22 protein-coding genes and 1 tRNA gene are annotated in these 18,654 nt (G+C 37.1%); 12 read left to right on the top strand and 11 right to left on the bottom strand.

The features are described from left to right. Window positions 1-168 precede the first annotated feature (168 nt). Window positions 169-1,038, top strand: coding sequence for an SDR family oxidoreductase (locus QJV33_RS08145; protein ID WP_281462857.1), 870 nt, complete (start codon window positions 169-171; stop codon window positions 1,036-1,038). 26 nt (window positions 1,039-1,064) lie between these two features. Here the strand turns inward: QJV33_RS08145 and QJV33_RS08140 are convergent. Further along, window positions 1,065-1,140: transfer RNA gene (locus QJV33_RS08140), tRNA-His, on the bottom strand. Window positions 1,141-1,256: 116 nt separating this feature from the next. Next, on the bottom strand, window positions 1,257-3,527 hold the full coding sequence (locus tag QJV33_RS08135; protein ID WP_281462856.1) for a TonB-dependent hemoglobin/transferrin/lactoferrin family receptor: 2,271 nt from the start codon (window positions 3,525-3,527) through the stop codon (window positions 1,257-1,259). A gap of 207 nt (window positions 3,528-3,734) precedes the next feature. Here QJV33_RS08135 and QJV33_RS08130 point away from each other — a divergent pair, with 207 nt between their 5' ends. The 5 genes from QJV33_RS08130 to QJV33_RS08110 all read left to right on the top strand — a co-directional run bounded on the left by QJV33_RS08130 (window position 3,735) and on the right by QJV33_RS08110 (window position 6,894). Next, on the top strand, window positions 3,735-4,301 hold the full coding sequence (locus QJV33_RS08130) for a biliverdin-producing heme oxygenase (RefSeq protein ID WP_281462855.1): 567 nt from the start codon (window positions 3,735-3,737) through the stop codon (window positions 4,299-4,301). 127 nt (window positions 4,302-4,428) lie between these two features. After that, window positions 4,429-5,151, top strand: a complete 723-nt coding sequence (gene exbB, locus QJV33_RS08125) for a tonB-system energizer ExbB (RefSeq protein ID WP_281462854.1) — start codon at window positions 4,429-4,431, stop codon at window positions 5,149-5,151. Window positions 5,152-5,154: 3 nt separating this feature from the next. Further along, on the top strand, window positions 5,155-5,580 hold the full coding sequence (gene exbD / locus QJV33_RS08120; protein WP_281462853.1) for a TonB system transport protein ExbD: 426 nt from the start codon (window positions 5,155-5,157) through the stop codon (window positions 5,578-5,580). Beyond that, window positions 5,577-6,437, top strand: coding sequence for an energy transducer TonB (locus QJV33_RS08115; protein WP_281462852.1), 861 nt, complete (start codon window positions 5,577-5,579; stop codon window positions 6,435-6,437). Before exbD ends, QJV33_RS08115 begins: the two co-directional genes overlap by 4 nt. 88 nt (window positions 6,438-6,525) lie before the next feature. Continuing rightward, window positions 6,526-6,894 carry a recombinase family protein gene (locus QJV33_RS08110; protein WP_281462851.1) on the top strand — a complete coding sequence of 123 codons (369 nt, stop codon included), beginning with the start codon at window positions 6,526-6,528 and terminating at the stop codon, window positions 6,892-6,894. Between the two features lie 61 nt (window positions 6,895-6,955). Here the strand turns inward: QJV33_RS08110 and QJV33_RS08105 are convergent, their stop codons facing one another. The 5 genes from QJV33_RS08105 to QJV33_RS08085 all read right to left on the bottom strand — a co-directional run bounded on the left by QJV33_RS08105 (window position 6,956) and on the right by QJV33_RS08085 (window position 11,841). Then, window positions 6,956-8,317 carry a mechanosensitive ion channel family protein gene (locus QJV33_RS08105; protein ID WP_281462850.1) on the bottom strand — a complete coding sequence of 454 codons (1,362 nt, stop codon included), beginning with the start codon at window positions 8,315-8,317 and terminating at the stop codon, window positions 6,956-6,958. Window positions 8,318-8,487: 170 nt separating this feature from the next. After that, entirely contained in the window at window positions 8,488-10,233 is a 1,746-nt protein-coding gene (gene pabB / locus QJV33_RS08100; protein ID WP_281462849.1) for an aminodeoxychorismate synthase component I, read from the bottom strand. 39 nt (window positions 10,234-10,272) lie between these two features. Next, complete coding sequence (locus tag QJV33_RS08095) at window positions 10,273-10,725, bottom strand: 5-fold beta-flower protein (protein WP_281462848.1); 453 nt, start codon at window positions 10,723-10,725, stop codon at window positions 10,273-10,275. Between the two features lie 241 nt (window positions 10,726-10,966). Further along, entirely contained in the window at window positions 10,967-11,137 is a 171-nt protein-coding gene (locus QJV33_RS08090; protein ID WP_281462847.1) for a hypothetical protein, read from the bottom strand. A 278-nt stretch (window positions 11,138-11,415) separates the two neighbouring features. Then, the gene (locus QJV33_RS08085; protein WP_281462846.1) at window positions 11,416-11,841 is read right to left on the bottom strand and encodes a 5-fold beta-flower protein; all 426 of its coding nucleotides are present in this window, start codon (window positions 11,839-11,841) and stop codon (window positions 11,416-11,418) included. Window positions 11,842-11,988: 147 nt separating this feature from the next. Here QJV33_RS08085 and QJV33_RS08080 point away from each other — a divergent pair, with 147 nt between their 5' ends. The 3 genes from QJV33_RS08080 (at window position 11,989) to tyrS (ending at window position 14,246) form a co-directional block, all read left to right on the top strand. Continuing rightward, entirely contained in the window at window positions 11,989-12,465 is a 477-nt protein-coding gene (locus QJV33_RS08080) for a hypothetical protein (RefSeq protein ID WP_281462845.1), read from the top strand. Between the two features lie 9 nt (window positions 12,466-12,474). Then, complete coding sequence (locus tag QJV33_RS08075) at window positions 12,475-12,612, top strand: hypothetical protein (protein WP_281462844.1); 138 nt, start codon at window positions 12,475-12,477, stop codon at window positions 12,610-12,612. Window positions 12,613-12,998: 386 nt separating this feature from the next. Beyond that, complete coding sequence (gene tyrS / locus QJV33_RS08070; protein ID WP_281462843.1) at window positions 12,999-14,246, top strand: tyrosine--tRNA ligase; 1,248 nt, start codon at window positions 12,999-13,001, stop codon at window positions 14,244-14,246. Here the strand turns inward: tyrS and QJV33_RS08065 are convergent. From QJV33_RS08065 to QJV33_RS08055, 3 genes are all read right to left on the bottom strand, one after another. Then, a complete protein-coding gene (locus QJV33_RS08065) occupies window positions 14,229-14,582 on the bottom strand; it encodes a hypothetical protein (RefSeq protein ID WP_281462842.1) in 354 nt (117 codons plus the stop codon). The two genes, tyrS and QJV33_RS08065, sit on opposite strands and share 18 nt — an antisense overlap. Window positions 14,583-14,658: 76 nt before the next feature. Next, entirely contained in the window at window positions 14,659-14,964 is a 306-nt protein-coding gene (locus tag QJV33_RS08060; RefSeq protein WP_281462841.1) for a hypothetical protein, read from the bottom strand. Window positions 14,965-15,068: 104 nt separating this feature from the next. Continuing rightward, window positions 15,069-15,911, bottom strand: a complete 843-nt coding sequence (locus QJV33_RS08055) for a squalene/phytoene synthase family protein (protein ID WP_281462840.1) — start codon at window positions 15,909-15,911, stop codon at window positions 15,069-15,071. Between the two features lie 152 nt (window positions 15,912-16,063). On the opposite strand from QJV33_RS08055, the gene QJV33_RS08050 reads away from it, so the two are divergent. After that, window positions 16,064-16,669 (top strand): superoxide dismutase, encoded by a 606-nt coding sequence (locus QJV33_RS08050; RefSeq protein ID WP_281462839.1) that lies wholly within the window; start codon window positions 16,064-16,066, stop codon window positions 16,667-16,669. A 44-nt stretch (window positions 16,670-16,713) separates the two neighbouring features. Here the strand turns inward: QJV33_RS08050 and yajC are convergent, their stop codons facing one another. Next, entirely contained in the window at window positions 16,714-17,199 is a 486-nt protein-coding gene (gene yajC / locus QJV33_RS08045; RefSeq protein WP_346771129.1) for a preprotein translocase subunit YajC, read from the bottom strand. A gap of 108 nt (window positions 17,200-17,307) precedes the next feature. On the opposite strand from yajC, the gene QJV33_RS08040 reads away from it, so the two are divergent. Both QJV33_RS08040 and QJV33_RS08035 read left to right on the top strand, forming a co-directional pair. Beyond that, the gene (locus QJV33_RS08040) at window positions 17,308-18,162 is read left to right on the top strand and encodes an ATP-binding protein (protein ID WP_281462838.1); all 855 of its coding nucleotides are present in this window, start codon (window positions 17,308-17,310) and stop codon (window positions 18,160-18,162) included. Between the two features lie 198 nt (window positions 18,163-18,360). Continuing rightward, window positions 18,361-18,588, top strand: coding sequence for a hypothetical protein (locus QJV33_RS08035; protein ID WP_281462837.1), 228 nt, complete (start codon window positions 18,361-18,363; stop codon window positions 18,586-18,588). The last annotated feature ends 66 nt before the right edge of the window (window positions 18,589-18,654 follow it).

Below are 18,654 nucleotides of genomic sequence, written 5' to 3'. Positions count from 1 at the left end.
ATTCCGTTAATTAATCAGCTATAAATTTAATCCTGTTATTAACGTTAGAAAGGATTTCGTCAAGTAATTTTTGCAAGATAATTAGTTTTATTATTTTTCAGTGCGTTTGAGCGTGGTATCCTGTTACCGCAATTTTATTTTCTCTTTATAAATCAATGTGAAACCCTTATGAAACAGCCCTTTTCTCTTCCTCAAAAAATACATGTTATTGGCGCTTCTGGACGTTCTGGCTCTGCGTTAATCAAAGAACTGCAAAATCAAGGCTGTACAGTCATTGCCTTGGTTCGGAATCCCGAGAAATGGCACAAAATCAATCTTTCTTGTGACTATCGGATTATTGACCTTAAAGACTCGCCGGCAATGTTAGCGGATGCTTTGCAAGATGCAACCCATATTGTGAATACAGCTCATGCACGACACGCCCCTGCAATCTTAAAAGCAGGTCCAAAAGACGCAACCTATGTCTTTTTAGGCAGCACGCGCAAATTCACGCAATGGCCAGATTCGCATGGAAATGGAGTTCTTGCTGGCGAGCAGGCTTTTATAAAAAGCGGACGCAAAGGGGTCTTTCTGCATCCTACGATGATTTATGGCAGTCAAGGGGAAAATAACGTGCAACGTTTGGCAAGACTACTGCGCAAACTCCCCATTATTCCGTTACCCAACGGTGGTAAAGCATTGGTGCAACCGATTCATCAATCAGATGTCACAAAAGCCGTTTTGTCCGCTTTATCACGACAATGGGACGCCCCCAACAGTATCGTTATTGCAGGAGGATCAGTGCTGTCTTACAAAGAATTTATTCAAATTATTTTACAGCAATTGGGCATTCAACCCAAAATTTTCATACCTCTCCCTGTTTCTTTACTTAAAACAGCAGCTTTTTTTACGAAGTTTGTGCCTTTTATTCCCACCATAGAACGTGATGAGATTCAAAGATTGGTGGAAAATAAGAATTTTGATATTACTGAAATGAAAGAAAAGCTCGACTTTGAACCTATTGAGTTCACAATTGGAATTAAACAAACAAAGCTATGATATTTTAAGGGGAAAATGATAACAGATGGGGCGAACGACGGGGATCGAACCCGCGACAACCGGTACCACAAACCGGCGCTCTACCGACTGAGCTACGTCCGCCACAATCTGTGAACTGTCTTTACTATATTTCCCAACAAGCCGTCAATTGTTTTTATTAAAAATATTTTACTTTAATTGTAGGAATTGTTACTAGCGACGAGAGTTAATTATTCATACTAGAAATCAATTCGCGCTGTAACTTTGAAATATCTTCCTGGTTGTGTGTAAAATTCTTGACGCATACCACTTGCTGACTGTCCAATTGGCAAAGAGGTCGCGTTATAATATTTCTTGTCGAACATATTATACATCCCTGCTTGGATTTTTAAGGGTTTATAGAAAGATGGACGATACCAGCCTGTCCAATCGAAAATCACATATCCTGGTGTATTCCACTGCTTACTGGGAGTACCTGTACTGGTCATATATTTTGCATTGTCTCGTGCAATTGCAAATGTACTGGATAAATCGCTTCCCCAATTTTCTTGTTTATAACCAAAACCAACAATACCACGAAAAGGTGCAACAGAAGCCAAATTGTAATCCATATCAGTATCCCGACCCTTGGTATAAGCAAAAGATCCCCAACTGTGCCAATGTTTATCAAATTCCCAATTTACGTTGGCTTCTACCCCATAAATCCTTACTTTTTTGAGGTTTGTATACCCAAAACATTGCATATAGCTACATGGTGTAACCCCCATCATATCGATAAAGTTATTATAATAATTATCATAAAACGCAACATTAGCCCCACGTTTTGAATCACCATATTTTAAACCAACTTCCCATCCTCGACCATTTTCTGCTTTCAGATTAGGATTCCCAGTCGCAGAATAAAAAGGGGCAGTACTATAAGATAAATACTGATCTGTTGCCGATGGTGCACGATAAGATTGAGAATATAACGCATAAGCTGTTAACTTCTTTGCCAATCTGGCTTCTGCCAAAAACTTTGGAGAATAACGAGAGCCACTGGCATCAGAAGGTTTCCCTGTATAACCTGGATTATTTTGATAATCTTTTGAATCATGAGGGTCTCTTTTATAATAGTCAAAACGAACGCCTGGGGTTAAATGTAACCAGTCATTTTTACCTAAAGAAATTCGATCTTGTAAAACTGCCCCTAAATCCGTTCCATGAACGTCTGGCATATCGGCATAATTATTATGCACAAATGCACTGGGGGTTGCACGCCAACCACGTTGCTTTTGACTAGTATCTGACAAATACGCCTCACCCCCAAATGTAATGGCATGATGCACAGACCACGTATAGGCATTCACAGTCGCAGACCCCAAAGCACCGTAGGTTTGCGTATTCAGTGTTAAGTCCTGCCACTGATTGCTAGCTGGACGCAAAGAATTGTAATTTGTAGTATTTGTCATCGTATTTTGATCTTGCCAATAAGCTGTAAAATGCCCTTCAGCAAATAGATCCTTTGGATTTTGAGCAATATAGTCATAAGTTGCACTGAATCGAGAACGTTGATTTTCTGTGTTTGTATGGTAATCTTGCCCTGCTGCGGTTTGAGAGGTCAATGTATGTTCGTGATTATTCAAATCATACCATTCCCCTGTCAAATCCAAACGATGCCCACCAGCGAAATATTGCCTGATTTTGCCTAAGAAACTGCCTTGAACATAATGTGCAGGATTGGCTTTGGTTCGATTTCTTCCTTGCCCACCTGTTTCGCCTCTGTTACCTGTTTCGCTCCCATTTTGATAGCCACCAGACAACAAAAATAATGTATTTTTATATCGCGCTGCAAAAGATTGATTTAAAACTGCCGCTGCCTTTTGTCCAGCATAAGTTGCTTTGGTTGAATTGCCGAATTTTTCCCCTGGTTTTAAGATATCTTCTGGATTCAAGGTTCGGAATGCAAGGACACCTCCTAATGCCCCCGTTCCAAAAAAGCTGGAATCGGAACTTTTAATAACATCAATTCCCCCCATACTATTAAAATCAAAATATCCAACCCCACCTTGTTGGGTTGGCGATCCACCAGCATAAGCACCATCGTTAGAAAATGGCTGACGAATTCCATCAACCGTCACCAAAACTCGATTTCGATCCAGCCCACGCATATTTAAGCTAGAACTATCCTCATTAAAATTAACAGATGCATCTACACGTCTCGAAAAATCCTCTAAATCATCGATTTGGCGATCGATTAATGTTTCTCTGGTAATGGTTGTGGTTAACACGCGTGATTTACCCACATTGGTATAATCTTTATCAGGATCAATCTTCATCGAATCCAATAAGGGATCGCTTTTCCCTTTGACTTTAACAGGGCTCAGATTAACGTTTGTTGCAGGTTCTGTTGTGGATTCATCCGTTGTTGTTTGGGTTGTTTGTCCCCATGCACCAACGGATGTTAAACACAAGAAACTTGATGCCATTAGCCATGATATATTTTTTTTTCGAATGAGATGCGTTTTCATTTTATTCACAAATCCATAATGAGAATGATTATTAATATCACCACTTATACAAGTAGATAATAAATGTCAATTGAAATGAGAATAATTATTATAATCAAAAGATATTGCAAATCATTTGCAGATCATATAAATACTGTATGTAATTGCGACTCATTCTCATGTCAATGAGATTTTATTTCATTTAGACATTATTTTTGGAACTATACTATGTCAGAACTTCAAGAGCCTTTATTAACATCAGCACTCCGTAACAGAACCAAAAGTGTTCACGGAAAATTGGACAAGCACCTCATGGGACTAGGGTTATTTTCTGACAAGGAAAAATATAAACAATTCCTAACTATCCAATATTACCTCCATCTTGATGCCGATCATTTATATTCAAATTCACAACTCGCAGCAATTATTCCAAACTTAAAGCTGCGTAATCGTTTTGATAAATTAAAAGAAGACATGACGGATTTGAACGTCCCAACCCCAGCACCAATTCATACCCCTGTAATCACCAATACATCTTCTGCGATTGGTGCATTATATGTTGTCGAAGGGTCAAAATTAGGAGCAAAATATTTATTACATCATGTTGGCACGATCGGTCTTTCAGATCAATATGGTGCCAGACATCTTGGCGCTGATGACGAAGGGCGTGGTGTGTCATGGCGTTCTTTTCAAACAGCGATTGATACAGCAAATATTGATATTTCTGCTGCGGTTCATGCAGCAGAGCAAACATTCAATCGTGTTTTTGCTCATGTTCATAATGTAACAGGATAATCTTTGACTTCATTCTATGCATCAGGGTTACTATAGCTCTTATAACCATGAAACTCACCCTGATGCTTTTTTTATTCTATTGAGTTTCTATAGATTTTTATGATTAAATTCTCAACGGAGATCATTCATGACCCCAGCAGTTTCATTTTCACCATGGGCAATGTTTTTACAAGCCAATATCGTTGTTCAATCCGTCATGATTATTTTGCTTTTCGGTTGCCTTTTAAGTTGGACGATTTGTATTGCAAAATCTGTTGAGCTTTTTATAACGCATAAAAAGCTGACGAAAGAACAAGCTGCTTTGCAAAAATCTGGCAAGCTGCAACAAGAGCAAATTAGTAATAAAAAATGTATTGTTGGTGCCATGATTATGGCTGTATTGGACGAATATCAATCCTCCAAAGGCATGACCCATGACATGACAGGATTAAAAGAACGTATTGCCATGACTTTGGAGCGTGTGGAAGCAAGTGAAGGGCGCCGTTTATTAAAAGGCACTGGGTTGCTTGCTACCATAGGGGCAACCGCTCCATTTATTGGATTATTTGGTACGGTATGGGGTATTATGAATTCTTTTACAGGGATTGTTTCTGCCAAAGCAACCAGCCTGACCGTTGTTGCACCAGGAATTGCAGAGGCTTTATTAGCCACCGCTTTGGGACTTGTAACCGCTATTCCAGCTGTGATTTTATATAATATCTTTTCACGTCATATCATGCATTGCCGCGCCCATATTGCTGATCTCAGCACCTTAATCATGCGCATTGTTTCTCGGGATGTCAGCCAAATGACTGCCCAACAAGAAAAAGGGCAAGTTATTCAATTTGGTCTGCGTGCTGCTGGAGAATAAACCATGATTCGTATGCGTCATAATGATGAAACACCCAATGAAGTCAACGATATTAACGTTACACCATTCATTGATGTGGTCTTGGTCTTATTAATTATTTTTATGGTAGCCGCACCGCTCAGCACCGTTGATATTCCTGTCAACTTGCCTGGCTCAACAGAAAAAACGACCCCTGCCCCCACAAATCCTGTTTTTCTGACTTTAAAAACAGATCAATCTTTGGCATTGGGTGAAGATAAAATTACCAAAGATCAATTAGCAACAGCTCTGGCAACAGCCACCAAAGGCAATAAAAACGAACCTATTTTCCTAAGAGCTGATAAAAAAGTTGATTATGAAAGCCTTATTAATGTTATGGATCAGCTGCGCTCCGCTGGATATTTAAAAATTGCTTTGGTCAATTTAGCCAAAGAAGGAGATGCTCAATGATTTCTTCTTTTTTTCAGTTGTCTTTGGGAATGAATAAACAAACAGAAACCTCTTTTGTGCAATGGCAAAAAAAACATCAACATTATCAACAAAAGCAAGATCGGTTATTATGGGGTGGATCATTAATTGGCACCTCTATTTTATTAATGGGTATCGCATGGGTTACATTTCATATACCCCATCACAAAACAATCCCCTTGAATGCAGATATGCCTCCTGCGATTACGCTTGATTTGTCGACTGATATTATTCCGCCTGCCCCTCCGCCAATGGTTGCACAACCTGAGCCCCAACCTTTGGATGAGACTGCACCATTAGATGCACCAGAGGCACCCTCGGCTGAAATTAATTTACCCAAAACGCAGCAGCTCGAAAAAATAAAACCCGTTCAACATAAAAAAAACATTAAACCACAACCAAAAATTGTCCACGAACAAAAAGATATCCCCATCAATACTCAAACCGTCAATAATAATACGGCTTCTTCATTGCACTCCACCTCTACGTCCAATAGCTCTGCATCATCAAATAGCAATTCGACAGCTTCCTCTCATCAAAAATCATCAATGAGTCCAGCGACCTGGCAAGGTAATGTTTTGGCAAAATTAGAACGGCTAAAACGTTATCCTGCCGATGCACAAAGCGATAAGCAGGAAGGTTCTGCAACGATCAAAATTGCCATTAACCGCCAAGGTCACGTATTATCATCCAAACTCGTAAAAAGCTCGGGCTATTCCTTATTGGATAAAGAGGCTGTTGCGCTTGCTTATCGTGCTGACCCCTTGCCTGCTGTGCCTGAAGGCATCAAAGGAAATAATGTGACAATTAATGTTCCAATCGAGTTTCACTTAAATTAATTGGTGTAAAACATCCAGTATATTGACTCGTGAGTATTTATAAGACAATTTTTATAGGATATAGATTCGGACAGAAAGCATATGATGAATGGTAAATATTGGATATGCCAGAGTATCAACGTTAGACCAAGACCCCTCTTTGCCAATCAAAGCATTACAACAATTTGGTTGTGATAAAATCTATGAAGATAAAGCCTCTGGTGCAAAAACAGATCGCCCTGACTTTCTAAATGTAATTTTATATTTAAGAGAGGGAGTTACATTGGTTGTTTGGAAACTTGATCGTTTGGGACGTTCGATTAATCATCTGGTCCAAATCATCAATGATCTTAAAGAGCGTAAAGTTGGTTTTAAATCTCTGACGGAAAATATCGACACAACCACGCTTGGTGGTAAACTCGTTTTCCATTTATTTGATGCCTTAGCACAATTTGAATTATCTCTTTATGATACATAAACCCTCTAGGGTATGTCATCAATTTAAAGTAATGATTGATGATATACCCTAGCAAAACATTCTAAGATTTACCGAGCTCCAACGTAGGTTTCGCATCTTCGACCATAGTTGCCTCTGAATCACGAGCTAATGTAACAGTTGAACTATTACCTGTTCCACTTTGTCCTGCGCTCAGGAAAAATTCTGACAAAACAGAATAAGAGTGATCGAAAATATCGGATTGAATAGCCTCATATTGTTTCCACACAACGGTGTTACTGAAACAATAAATTTCCATTGGAATTCCATAAAAATCCGGTGCCATTTGACGTACCATACAGGTCATATTACGATGTACAGAGGGATGACTTTTCAAATATTCTTCTAAATAAGCACGATATAACCCTAAATTTGTTAAACGACGACCATTTAACAAAGAAATATCCAAATCATAATTTTTTTCTTGATTAAATTTGTCAATTTCAGCGGCTCTTTCGACAATATAAGACTTTAATAATGTACTATTAGAAAGTTTCTCTATTTCCTCTTTGGTCAAAAATCGAATGGAATTTGCATCAATTAAAATAGAGCGTTTAATACGACGTCCGCCAGATTCTTGCATAGCACGCCAATTGATAAATGAATCTGAGACCAGCGCATAAGTTGGAATCATCGTCATGGTATTATCAAAATTTTGGACTTTTACAGTGGTTAACCCAATATCGATCACAGTGCCATCAGCACCATATTTTTCCATTGTCAACCAATCACCAATCCTTAACATCTTATTAGCAGAAAGCTGAATTCCCGCAGCCAAGCCCAAAATAGAATCTTTGAACACCAACATAATCACAGCAGCCATCGCGCCCAAACCCGTGATTAATTTCCACGGAGATTGATCGATAATCGCTGCAATCATCATGATACCAATAAATAAAGAAGCGAGTAATTTGATCCCTTGGAATATTCCCCCCAACGGCAAATTATTGGATATTCCCAACCGGTTGGAAAGATGCAAAACAATATTTAAGAACGAGAATATAGATAATAAAATATATAATAATATCCATAATTTCGTACAAATAATTAAAAAATAAAGGATCGAAACTTTATGTTGTACCCAAAAACTCGCCTGTACCAATAATACAATTCCTTGTATGACAAAGGCTAAACGATTAAAAAGTTGATCCTCAGTTAAAACCTGTATCCAGACCAAAGAACTTTTTTTGGAAAAGCTATATAAACGTTTTAATACAACTTTATGTAAAATAAAATGTAAGAGAAAAGCTGTAACAATGATAATAGATATCGCCAAAATAAATAAGGTAATATCGTTTAACGGAATACCGACTTTACTCAACAATCCTGAAAACCAATGCAATCCATCTTGTTGCATCTCTTGCAGCATTCCTGGTTTTCCTGATTCTATTTGTGTATTAGGCATTAAAAATCCTTGTATCGTTTGATATCAAAACCAACTCTATGATGAAAAATAATCACTTGTCATTTCACATAGATTTATAATGTAAACAAAAACTATATTTTTATAATCGTTATTGATATTCGATTTTCACTGTAAATTAGCACATATAAATATGGTAATCATATGACCTTTTAAGCCCAAATAACTTCACGCCAACCACGAACACTATTTATAAAAGCGATTTTACAATAATCTTGAATATCTTTTTTATAAATAATACGTTCCTTTATTTTACCATGTTGCAATAAATGTTGGCGCATTGTGCCATTTAACAACCCACTTTGTAAAGGGGGCGTGAACCACTCACCTTGGTCATACCAAACAACATTGCCATTGACGAATTCTGTTACTTCATCATGTTCATTAAATAATAAAATTTCATGATCCAAAGTTGCTTTGGGATAAAACTCTCTTTTGGTCGTTTTGTGATATAAAAAAACATTCTTTGTTTGTATGGGTTCATTTGCCCAAGAAACTAATAAAGGTGCTGTTAACACATTAATCGATTGTGCTTCACAATCAATATGACCTTGTTTATCCAATAATAATCGCACTTTCCAACGCCCCGTTGGATGGTGTTCTTTCAATACATCCAAAGTGTCTTTGAATATTATTTCATTAAACGCAAAGTCAAAATATAAAGCAGATTCTTTTACACGCTGCAAATGTTCATCATACAAAAAATAAACACCCTCTTCTAATAATAAAGATTCTAATAAATGTTCTGGGACCTTGGAATCATATAAAACTTGCATTTTATGCAGTACCTCTTTGTATTCATCTTGAGACGTTGAATCCCACGTAATGCCACCACCCACACCATAAGTCGCTTGTTGATCTTGAATCACCATCGTCCGAATAGGAACCGAGAAAATTGCTTGGTCATGGGGTGTAATAAGCCCTAATGCACCACAATAAACCCCTCTTGGGCTTTTTTCTAATTCGTGAATGATTTTCATCGTGTTCACTTTAGGCGCACCCGTAATGGATCCACAGGGGAATAATGCTTTGAAAATATCTGTTAATACAATTCCCTGTTTTAATTGTGCTGTGATCGTAGAGGTTAATTGCCACACGGTTGGGTATTTTTCTGCATCAAACAAAGAATTGACTTTAACCGTGCCTTGTTGTGCAATCTGTCCCAAATCATTTCGTAATAAATCAGTAATCATCAAATTTTCAGCATGATTTTTTTCATTATGCAGCGTTTGTTGATTAACCTGATCTTCAAAATTATTCATGCCTCTGGGTACTGTTCCTTTCATTGGTTTGGTACGAATAACCCCCTGATGCACTTCGAAAAATAATTCAGGAGAAACAGAAAGGATTTGAAAATCACCACTATCAATATAAGCACTATATTGAGATTGCTGAGCTTGTAATAAATGCAAATAAAAATGGTAAGGGTCATGTTGGAAAAATGCTTGCATTTGCAGGGTAAGGTTTACTTGGTAGGTATCACCCTTGGCAATATGATCTTTGATTGCATTGATGGCGACCTGATATTCTTCCCATGAGCTATTGGCGTGCCATTGGGGATATGTCATTGCCTGTTTGGGCTGCTCTGGTTCTGGAAAAACCGAAGCATCTAGAGGATATTCAAAAATCCCAAACCATAATAAAGGTAAAGTCCCCACAGGATATGTTTTCAAATAGGTCTGAAACGCTGGAGCAGCTTCATAACTTATAAATCCAGCAGCATAATATCCTTGCTGCACTGCGTGTTCTATTTGTTGTAAGCAAGGCAAGATTTCTGACAATAAAGCCGTTTGAATAATTTGTTTCGGATGGCTGAAAAAATAAGGATACTCTGCAAAATCAAAACGAATTTTCATAAAATATGCCAACAATGGTAAAATAATATCAAGAAACAGCATAAGACCTGTCCAAAAAGATAGGTCTTATATCCATTCTAACTATTGTGAAAATAAGCTACTTTCTGGCAATAGCAAGAATAAAGCCGCTGCTTTGCGAGTTTTATCAACTTGTCCAACTTTTACATTGTTACTATTATAAACATCACCATTTTTATCAACTCTACCAAGCAACACATTATAATCCGTGTAAATATTGCCTTTGTTATCTACATGACCTAAATTGTCATTCTTGGCATTATAAGAATATCCATTCTTATAAATTCGACCCAGATTTCTGTTATTCCCATCAAAAATATTACCATTTTGATCAATTCTGGCAATACAGACATTATTACCGTTAAAGATATAGCCTTGCTTATCAACTTTAGTAATCATTGCACCAAGTGGATTATTGTTGAGTGCCGCAGTCGAAATATCATTCGTTTGAGCTAACACCGAATTGCTCAGCGTAGCCCCGACCAATAAACACGCAAATACATAAGATAATCTCATACGATCCCCTTTATTTCATCACTGGTTAAATTCATTGCAATCTACATAGAATAAACATTTGTTATCCAAAAGAATAACAAGAACCTGTCTTTAATAAAGCATAATTACTCTGAATCTATTTTGCAATTAATTGATATTTTCTTCAACGGAAGCTCTATTACTCACCGCTACCCCCCTATTCAAAGATAAGGTTACTTTTTAAACATTTGTTTGACGTTCACGTCCGCATTTAGGACGTTTATTATTCTTTTGGGGCGCATAAAATATTTAAATTATCCATTATATAAAAAGCATAATCATCGTCAAATAACTCAATAATGTTTTCAAATCCGACTTTCCAATATTCAACCCAACAAAACAGTTTATAGTAAGCAATCGTTTTTATGGCACCTTTGATAACAGGAACTTCCATCCCTTCAACATCAATTGTTAAAAATCCGACCTATTTATATTTAATTCGTCAATAGAAATAATATCAACACCTAAAATATCACAACTAGTGAATATAATATTGCTCGTTACTTACCCACCAAAAAACCAACAAATAAATTAAGAGAATTTCATACTGGTTGCCTCATATTATATATAGATTGATTTCAACTCAGAATGAAATTTTCTTCTCTAAAAAACAATATATAGCTGTTTTAAATAAGACCCTATTGCTTTTCATTGACTTTAGATAAGTGCTCGTTACTTTAACAAAGACAATCCTGTTTGTTTATGTTGAGGATCAACATGACCTTGATACGCACCAGAACTGTTGTAAACATTGCCACTGGCATCTATTCTGCCACGATAAGTCCCAGAACTATTATAAACATTGCCATTGGAATCTAAACGCCCTCGGTACGTCCCAGAACTATTATATATTTGACCGTTTGAATCTATTTTTCCACGATAAGAACCAGAACTATTATAAATATTGCCGTTGGAATTCATTTGCCCCTCATACGTGCCATTCTTGTTATAGAATTGACCGCTTGAATCCATACGCCCTTGATAGGAACCGTTATTGTTATAAACAGCCCCATTATTTTGCGCATATCCAGATTGAACCACAACAACAGCCCCCATGACGAGCCCTAAAGAGAATGTCCATATTTTTTTTAACATCATTGTTATCCTTGCCCCTTAATTATTATTACGATTTTAACCGTATCAGACAATCTGATATTCTGCGATAATAAAAAGCTGTTCTCATTTTTAACAAAACAATGATATATCTATTCTTACTTTAATAGTTTAGCAGATCAAGAGCGCCTTATGAAATCAGTTTTTCACCCCTTATATAGCTTATTAGGCTGCGCGGTCGGTCTATTATTAACAGGCTCTGCCTTTGCCCGCGATCAAGATGGCAACATACATACAGAACAATGGCAAGTTCATACGACAAAAGACTATCAAACTTCGCCCCATAACAGTCCTGTATATCATAAGACCCCTTCTTTAAAACCCGCCAAGAAAAATACCAAAAACCCTTTGCGTCACAACGGATGGCATACTTTGCCTGATCCTTATATTGAGGAAGGCGGCGTTTATACCAATAAAACGCATCCCGCCTCAACGCAACATGGCACGATGTTACACGACTATAGTGATGGGTCACCTAACAGTTATGTAACACCACCATCAACCGTGATCAACCCTTATAAGAACGGAAACAGACAACAAGCAGTCCAAATACAAAATCCTCTTCCTGGAAATGTCGCACCCATTCCTTTGCCTCCAGAAAAGAACTAATACAAACCAATGTCAGGTAAAAAATATCGTTATTTATTTACGGCACTGGATAAAATCACCAACCCTATTTCATTGGTAATTATTAAAGAAGATTTAAATACACTGGAAGGATTCCACGTACAAGGGTGGGATATTAACACACCTTAATTATAGGAATTGATCTGAATGAAAATTATAAAAAAGGTGTTTATCCAATTAATCTCACCATCACTGACGATGTCTATGAAAAAATTTATTAATTAATAGATTATCCACATGCTTTGGAACCTGCTGAATGGCATGATCCAGAATTACGCAAAGACTATTTCCGATCTTTGAACATGATGAGTTTAAAATCCTATCTGTATGAAAAGAACCTCAGAAACTCTTTGAAATTATAAATAGGCTTTGGGAGTAAATTTGTTCTTATCCTCTAATCCAGCCATTCGCTTAATGAAAGGAGTTCCTTAAAAAAAGAGGATGACTTTTAAAATCGGTTCAATCATAATAAGCAACTAATTATCCTATATTCGTTTTATTGAGATTGAATCAACATGCATAAAAGTCCATTCTTACAAGAAGCACAAGAACGTGGTTTTATTTTCCAAGCAACAGACATAGAAGCCTTGGATGAAGTCCTATTAAAAGGTCCAATTTCTGCTTATATTGGGTTTGATCCCACCGCGGACAGTTTGCATGTTGGCTCATTAGTACAATTAATGTTATTGCGCTTGTTACAAAAGCATGGACATCAAGTCGTTGCTTTGATTGGCGGTGGAACTGCACAAATTGGTGATCCTTCTTTCAGAGAAGAAGCCCGCAGCCTGATGACCCAAGAAACCATTGATCGTAACCTCGAAGGCATTGCCCAAAATATTCGCCAAGTGGTGAATATCCAAGATAGTGGCAAAGGCGCGATCATGGTCGATAATGCTGAATGGTTGAAAAAGCTCTCTTATATTGAATTATTACGTGATGTTGGAATTCATTTCTCTGTCAACCGAATGCTGTCTTTTGATTCCGTAAAAAGCCGTTTGGATCGGGATCAAGGACTATCTTTCCTTGAATTCAACTATTCCATTTTACAATCTTACGATTTCCGTGAACTCAATAAACGTTATGGCACAGTCCTGCAAATGGGTGGTTCTGACCAATGGGGCAATATTGTCTCTGGGGTTGATTTAGTGCGCCGTATGGAAGGCAAACAAGTATTTGGTTTGACCGCACCTTTATTAACCACCAGCTCTGGGGCAAAAATGGGTAAGACCGCCAAAGGTGCTGTATGGTTGAATGCTGAAAAATGTTCTGTCTTTGATTTTTGGCAATTCTGGCGCAATACCGAGGATGCCGATGTCGGTAAATTCTTAAAATTATTCACAGATTTACCCATCGCAGAATGCGAACATTTAGCAGCACTTCCTGGTGCTGAAATTAACGAAGCGAAAAAGATCCTTGCCACCGAAGTTACGACCATTTGTCACAGCAGAGAAGCTGCGGAACAAGCACAAAAAGCTGCACAAGAAACCTTTGAACAAGGCAAAGTTGCCCAAACAGGATTGCCTGAAGTTACCTTATCACAAAATGAACTTGCCGAAGGTATTCCTGTGTTCAGAATATTCGCTTTAAGTGGTTTGGCCGCCAGTAATGCCGAAGCAAGACGTTTAATTCGTGGTGGTGGTGCCAAAATCAATGATGAAAAAGTCGAAGATGAAGGACAAACCATCACAGCCAATGATCTGCAAAATGATGCGATTAAACTTTCTTCTGGTCGTAAAAACCATATATTAATTAAATTCAAATAAACTGTTTGAAGGGTGATTATCAGGCCTCAAAATATTCTTTGAGGCTTTTTTTATTTCAAAAAAACCAATAATAGCGCAAGGAATTACCAGAATTAAACTGACTAAACCCAAGGATAAATACAAAGTAGGATTATAGTGAACATTTGAATGTCCTACACTCAAAATTGCAGCTACAGTCTGAAATATCCCAACACAAAAAAGAATAAGCCCAGCAGGAATCATAACAAGAGCCAAAAAAATTATTTTCTTGTATCGACTAAATGAAAGTCGGATCAGTAATCCAACAAAGATAACAACAAAAATCAAAAAAATAAACCAAAACCATTCTTCCACCATTGGATGTCCCTTCTGATATTTTATTTCATTATTGCCTTAGATCATCAGACCTCGCTCAATGAATTGAGGTCTTTTGTTATTTTTTCACAAAATAATAAATAGATAACGGTACGAAACTTATTGTACAAATACTACTCAGCAAAAAATAAAACCCAGAGTCATAATCGAAACTCGTAGAATGTTGCCCTCCACCAGAGGCAGAGGCTCCCGCAGCAAGAATAGGCAGCATTCCAATACAAAAGAAAATAAACCCAGCCACCATCAAAGACAACGTGATTAATATCATTTTTTTATATGGGCTAAAAAACAGCCTGATAATTAATCCTATAAAAATCAACAAAAGGATTAATGGAATAGATAAGACAAGATATGTTTCGAACATCACCCATAATCCTTTTGCCTTTTATATCACTATATTTTCATCTTAACGTATTTATGAAACACATCCAATGTTAATCAGATATTCTTGTGTTCATTATCTCAATATTATAACGCTGCTTTCCCTCGGTAATTGCTCCATAACACCGCCATCTGATCCCCAGCCCCTCTTTTTTCAGGCAGTTGGTCCCAATGCTGTGACCTTTTTAAATCTCTTTTTGCTAAGACCGCATGTAAAATAGCAGCGACTTTTTTACGCCCTAATTTCCGAACGCCTCGCCCAGCTTGCAAATAATCTGTTGCTTTGGCAATCAGAATTTGGCGGATGGCATCAATTGCCTCTGGTGTCGTTGGAATACCATCATTCGTTCGTTGCAAATGATATTCATCAATGATTTCTTGAGGCAACGGACAACGACCAGAATGTAAAATCTTTGGCAAATATCGCGCGATCTTTGTCACCTCGTAAGCCATTCCCAAAGTCGCAATATGTTTTAATTGTTCTGTATCTTCGACCCCTAAGATCTGAGCAATCACTTGATGCGTTTTTCCTGACGAACGCGTCAGAATAGATTCCCAATGATGCCAGTCTTGAATACCATCCAACTCTTCTTCTTTTGCCTCTATCATTTCCAACAAAACATTCGCTGGTAATAATCCCTTCTCCATCGTTTCTTTGATAAAGGGTGCAATCTCGTGCGTTCGATCTTTCCCTTCAATCAGCTCTCGCCACCATTGTAAGCGAATAAACCCCGCCATCGGTCCTGCCACTGACCATGAAGACGGCAAAGAAACTGCACGCGTAATTTCAATATGAAACGCTAATAATTGAAAAATCAGCTCTCTGTGATAGAATGGAGCAAATAATGCGCAATAAAAATAATCTGGATTATATTTTTGTACATAGATTGCACATACAGAAAGTAAAGAAGATGTGTCTTTTGTTGTCATAAAAACCTTATATAATATTTTTGTGAAAAATAAAATTTAAACAAATTGATAATTTAACCTTTATAAATAATGCGATAAATTTTATATATAAAGGATAATAAGAACCAAAATGGTCTTATATAATCAAGAAACGATATAAAGGAACAAAATAAATGGCTTTTGAACTTGGAAAACTTCCTTATCCTGAAAATGCTTTATCTCGCGCTGGAATGAGCGAAGAAACATTACAATTCCATCATGGTAAACATCATCAAACTTATGTAAATGCATTAAATGATTTGGTTGCTGCGAACCCTGCACTTCAAGGCAAAACCCTTGAAGAATTAATTGTTATGGCTGCTAAAGACGAAACATTAACCCCAGTGTTAAATAATGCTGGTCAACATTATAACCATACCATGTTTTGGAATTCATTAAGCCCAACAGGCGGAAAAATGTCTGAAAGCTTTGAAGCCCGCATCGTTAAAGATTTCGGTTCTGTCGATAATTTCAAAGCAGAATTCAAAAAAGCTGCAACCACTCAATTTGGTTCAGGTTGGGCTTGGCTTGTTCTTGATAAAAATGACAAATTAATCATTACCAAAACACCAAATGCTAAAAGCCCTGTTTCCGAAGGTCAAGGCAAAGCATTATTGGTCGTTGATGTATGGGAACATGCATATTACATCGATTTCCGTAATCGTCGTCCAGATTTTATTGACAATTTCTTGAATAAATTGGCAAATTATGATTTTGCGGAACAACAATTAAACGCATAATCTAACCCATAAAAAACCCCGACTTTATGTCGGGTTTTTTTGGTCTATTTGTTGTCCGTTTTATCGGTAACTTCTGTTTTTTCCAACTCTATTTCTTGAGCAGGTTCAGCTTCTTTATCTATTTTAACTTCTTTTTCTTTCTTAACCACAGGCTTTGCTTTTTTCACATTCTTATTGGCTTCGTTGGCTTGAATTGCTTTGCTTTCCAATACAGATGTAATCGTGCTGCGCAAGATTTTAACTCTAACATCATTAGATAGATCGACTTCCATTTCATCGGAATCTTCTTGATTTCTCACAACAGTCGCGATAATACCACCTGCTGTTAAGATTTTATCCCCTCTGCGCAATGCTTTCATGCTTTCACGTTGCAGCTTGGCTTTTTTTTGCTGTGGACGAATAATCATAAAATAAAAAATAAAAAAGATACCAACAAACGGTGCGATACTAATTAAAAAATTGCTGCTACCACCGCCGCCAGCAGCCTGAGCATGCGCCGCAGGAATTAATAAATCCATTAAATTCGTCATAAGTGATTTCCTATTCTATCCACACTATGTATAATTATCTAATATCAAACATCTTTATTTCATATTACATATAACGTCAAACGCCTACTAAAATTTATTGGAAAAATCATGACGACAGATATTCTGCCCTTATTGGAACGCATTGCCACGGCTTTAGAACAATTATCCCCTCCAAAACCCTATATTGATAATATTGAACAAGCCAACGCATTTATTTGGACAACACAAAAAAACACATTAATCCCAGTGAATGAAGTCGCTTTTGTTCAATTCAATTTACTACAAGGGCTAGACTATCAAAAAGAACTTTTGTTTAACAACACCCTACATTTTGCCAAAGGACTACCGGCAAATAATGTCATGCTATGGGGTGCCAGAGGCATGGGAAAATCCTCTTTAATTAAATCCGTGCATCAAGAAGTCAATCAATCCACCAAAGACCAACATAATCCAGTTAAGATCATCGAAATTCCACGCGATGATATTCATTCTTTACCCATATTGTTACAACTTTTAAAAGAATTACCCCATCGTTTCATTGTCTTTTCTGACGATTTGTCTTTTGAAAAAGAAGATCGAGATTACAAAGCATTAAAATCCGTTTTAGATGGCGGTATTGCAGGTCGTCCCACCAATGTTCTATTTTACGCCACCAGCAATCGCCGTCACTTAATGCCACGTGACATGATAGAGAATGAAGTTAATTCCGCAATCAATCCCGCCGAAGCTGTTGAAGAAAAAGTCTCTTTGTCAGATCGCTTTGGATTATGGATTGGATTTCATAATTGCAACAAAGACCTTTATGACAATATCATCCGTGCCTATGCCAAAGAACGCAATCTGAACATCTCTGATGAGGAGTTAATCGCCCAAGGCAATGAATGGTCTGTCACACGTGGTTCCAGAAATGGACGTGTTGCATGGCAGTTTATTGAAGATTTGACGGCTAAACTAGGGAAATAACCCCTTTGTCATTTATTTACCTCTTGAAACGATTTATTAAACCTGAGATAATAGCGAGCAAATTGCTCTTTTAGAGTCTAATCAATCCCAAGCACAGTAAACACTGTGCTTTTTTTATTTTAGCACCAATAAAATTCAATATTGCCAAAGCTCAACACCATCATAGATATACAGTATTATTGAAAATCCATTAATGATATGGAAAAATCAATTGAATATGATACAAATGGGTCTGTTCAATTAATTGTTTGCGATTTAAAAGAAAAAGAAAGTAAATTATCAAATTCATCAGATTTACGTCGTTGTTATTCTAAAGCCGTCACGCTTTTTGAAAAAACGAAAACGCCTAAAAAAGATATTGGTTTCTTGTTTACCAGATTTTTTAGCGGGGATAAGTCAGCGATCGTAGACTATAAAAAATTATAAAGCCTCAACGAGACGAGAGAAAAAAGCTTATAAATTAAATACCCAAGGATTTTTTGATAAAGAAAC

Origin of the sequence: Commensalibacter nepenthis (genome assembly GCF_029953305.1) — a bacterium.
In the GTDB taxonomy this organism is placed as follows: Bacteria; Pseudomonadota; Alphaproteobacteria; order Acetobacterales; family Acetobacteraceae; genus Commensalibacter; species Commensalibacter nepenthis.
Note: the sequence above shows the minus strand (reverse complement) of the source record. Positions and strands in the feature narration are given on the sequence as shown.

Bases quoted from the DNA above. Each gene is read 5' to 3' on its own strand.
- QJV33_RS08145 (WP_281462857.1), top strand. From the start codon at position 169: ATGAAACAGCCCTTTTCTCTTCCTCAAAAAATACATGTTATTGGCGCT.
- QJV33_RS08135 (WP_281462856.1), bottom strand. From the start codon at position 3,527: ATGAAAACGCATCTCATTCGAAAAAAAAATATATCATGGCTAATGGCA.
- QJV33_RS08130 (WP_281462855.1), top strand. From the start codon at position 3,735: ATGTCAGAACTTCAAGAGCCTTTATTAACATCAGCACTCCGTAACAGA.
- exbB (WP_281462854.1), top strand. From the start codon at position 4,429: ATGACCCCAGCAGTTTCATTTTCACCATGGGCAATGTTTTTACAAGCC.
- exbD (WP_281462853.1), top strand. From the start codon at position 5,155: ATGATTCGTATGCGTCATAATGATGAAACACCCAATGAAGTCAACGAT.
- QJV33_RS08115 (WP_281462852.1), top strand. From the start codon at position 5,577: ATGATTTCTTCTTTTTTTCAGTTGTCTTTGGGAATGAATAAACAAACA.
- QJV33_RS08110 (WP_281462851.1), top strand. From the start codon at position 6,526: ATGGTAAATATTGGATATGCCAGAGTATCAACGTTAGACCAAGACCCC.
- QJV33_RS08105 (WP_281462850.1), bottom strand. From the start codon at position 8,317: ATGCCTAATACACAAATAGAATCAGGAAAACCAGGAATGCTGCAAGAG.
- pabB (WP_281462849.1), bottom strand. From the start codon at position 10,233: ATGCTGTTTCTTGATATTATTTTACCATTGTTGGCATATTTTATGAAA.
- QJV33_RS08095 (WP_281462848.1), bottom strand. From the start codon at position 10,725: ATGAGATTATCTTATGTATTTGCGTGTTTATTGGTCGGGGCTACGCTG.
- QJV33_RS08090 (WP_281462847.1), bottom strand. From the start codon at position 11,137: ATGGAAGTTCCTGTTATCAAAGGTGCCATAAAAACGATTGCTTACTAT.
- QJV33_RS08085 (WP_281462846.1), bottom strand. From the start codon at position 11,841: ATGATGTTAAAAAAAATATGGACATTCTCTTTAGGGCTCGTCATGGGG.
- QJV33_RS08080 (WP_281462845.1), top strand. From the start codon at position 11,989: ATGAAATCAGTTTTTCACCCCTTATATAGCTTATTAGGCTGCGCGGTC.
- QJV33_RS08075 (WP_281462844.1), top strand. From the start codon at position 12,475: ATGTCAGGTAAAAAATATCGTTATTTATTTACGGCACTGGATAAAATC.
- tyrS (WP_281462843.1), top strand. From the start codon at position 12,999: ATGCATAAAAGTCCATTCTTACAAGAAGCACAAGAACGTGGTTTTATT.
- QJV33_RS08065 (WP_281462842.1), bottom strand. From the start codon at position 14,582: ATGGTGGAAGAATGGTTTTGGTTTATTTTTTTGATTTTTGTTGTTATC.
- QJV33_RS08060 (WP_281462841.1), bottom strand. From the start codon at position 14,964: ATGTTCGAAACATATCTTGTCTTATCTATTCCATTAATCCTTTTGTTG.
- QJV33_RS08055 (WP_281462840.1), bottom strand. From the start codon at position 15,911: ATGACAACAAAAGACACATCTTCTTTACTTTCTGTATGTGCAATCTAT.
- QJV33_RS08050 (WP_281462839.1), top strand. From the start codon at position 16,064: ATGGCTTTTGAACTTGGAAAACTTCCTTATCCTGAAAATGCTTTATCT.
- yajC (WP_346771129.1), bottom strand. From the start codon at position 17,199: ATGACGAATTTAATGGATTTATTAATTCCTGCGGCGCATGCTCAGGCT.
- QJV33_RS08040 (WP_281462838.1), top strand. From the start codon at position 17,308: ATGACGACAGATATTCTGCCCTTATTGGAACGCATTGCCACGGCTTTA.
- QJV33_RS08035 (WP_281462837.1), top strand. From the start codon at position 18,361: ATGGAAAAATCAATTGAATATGATACAAATGGGTCTGTTCAATTAATT.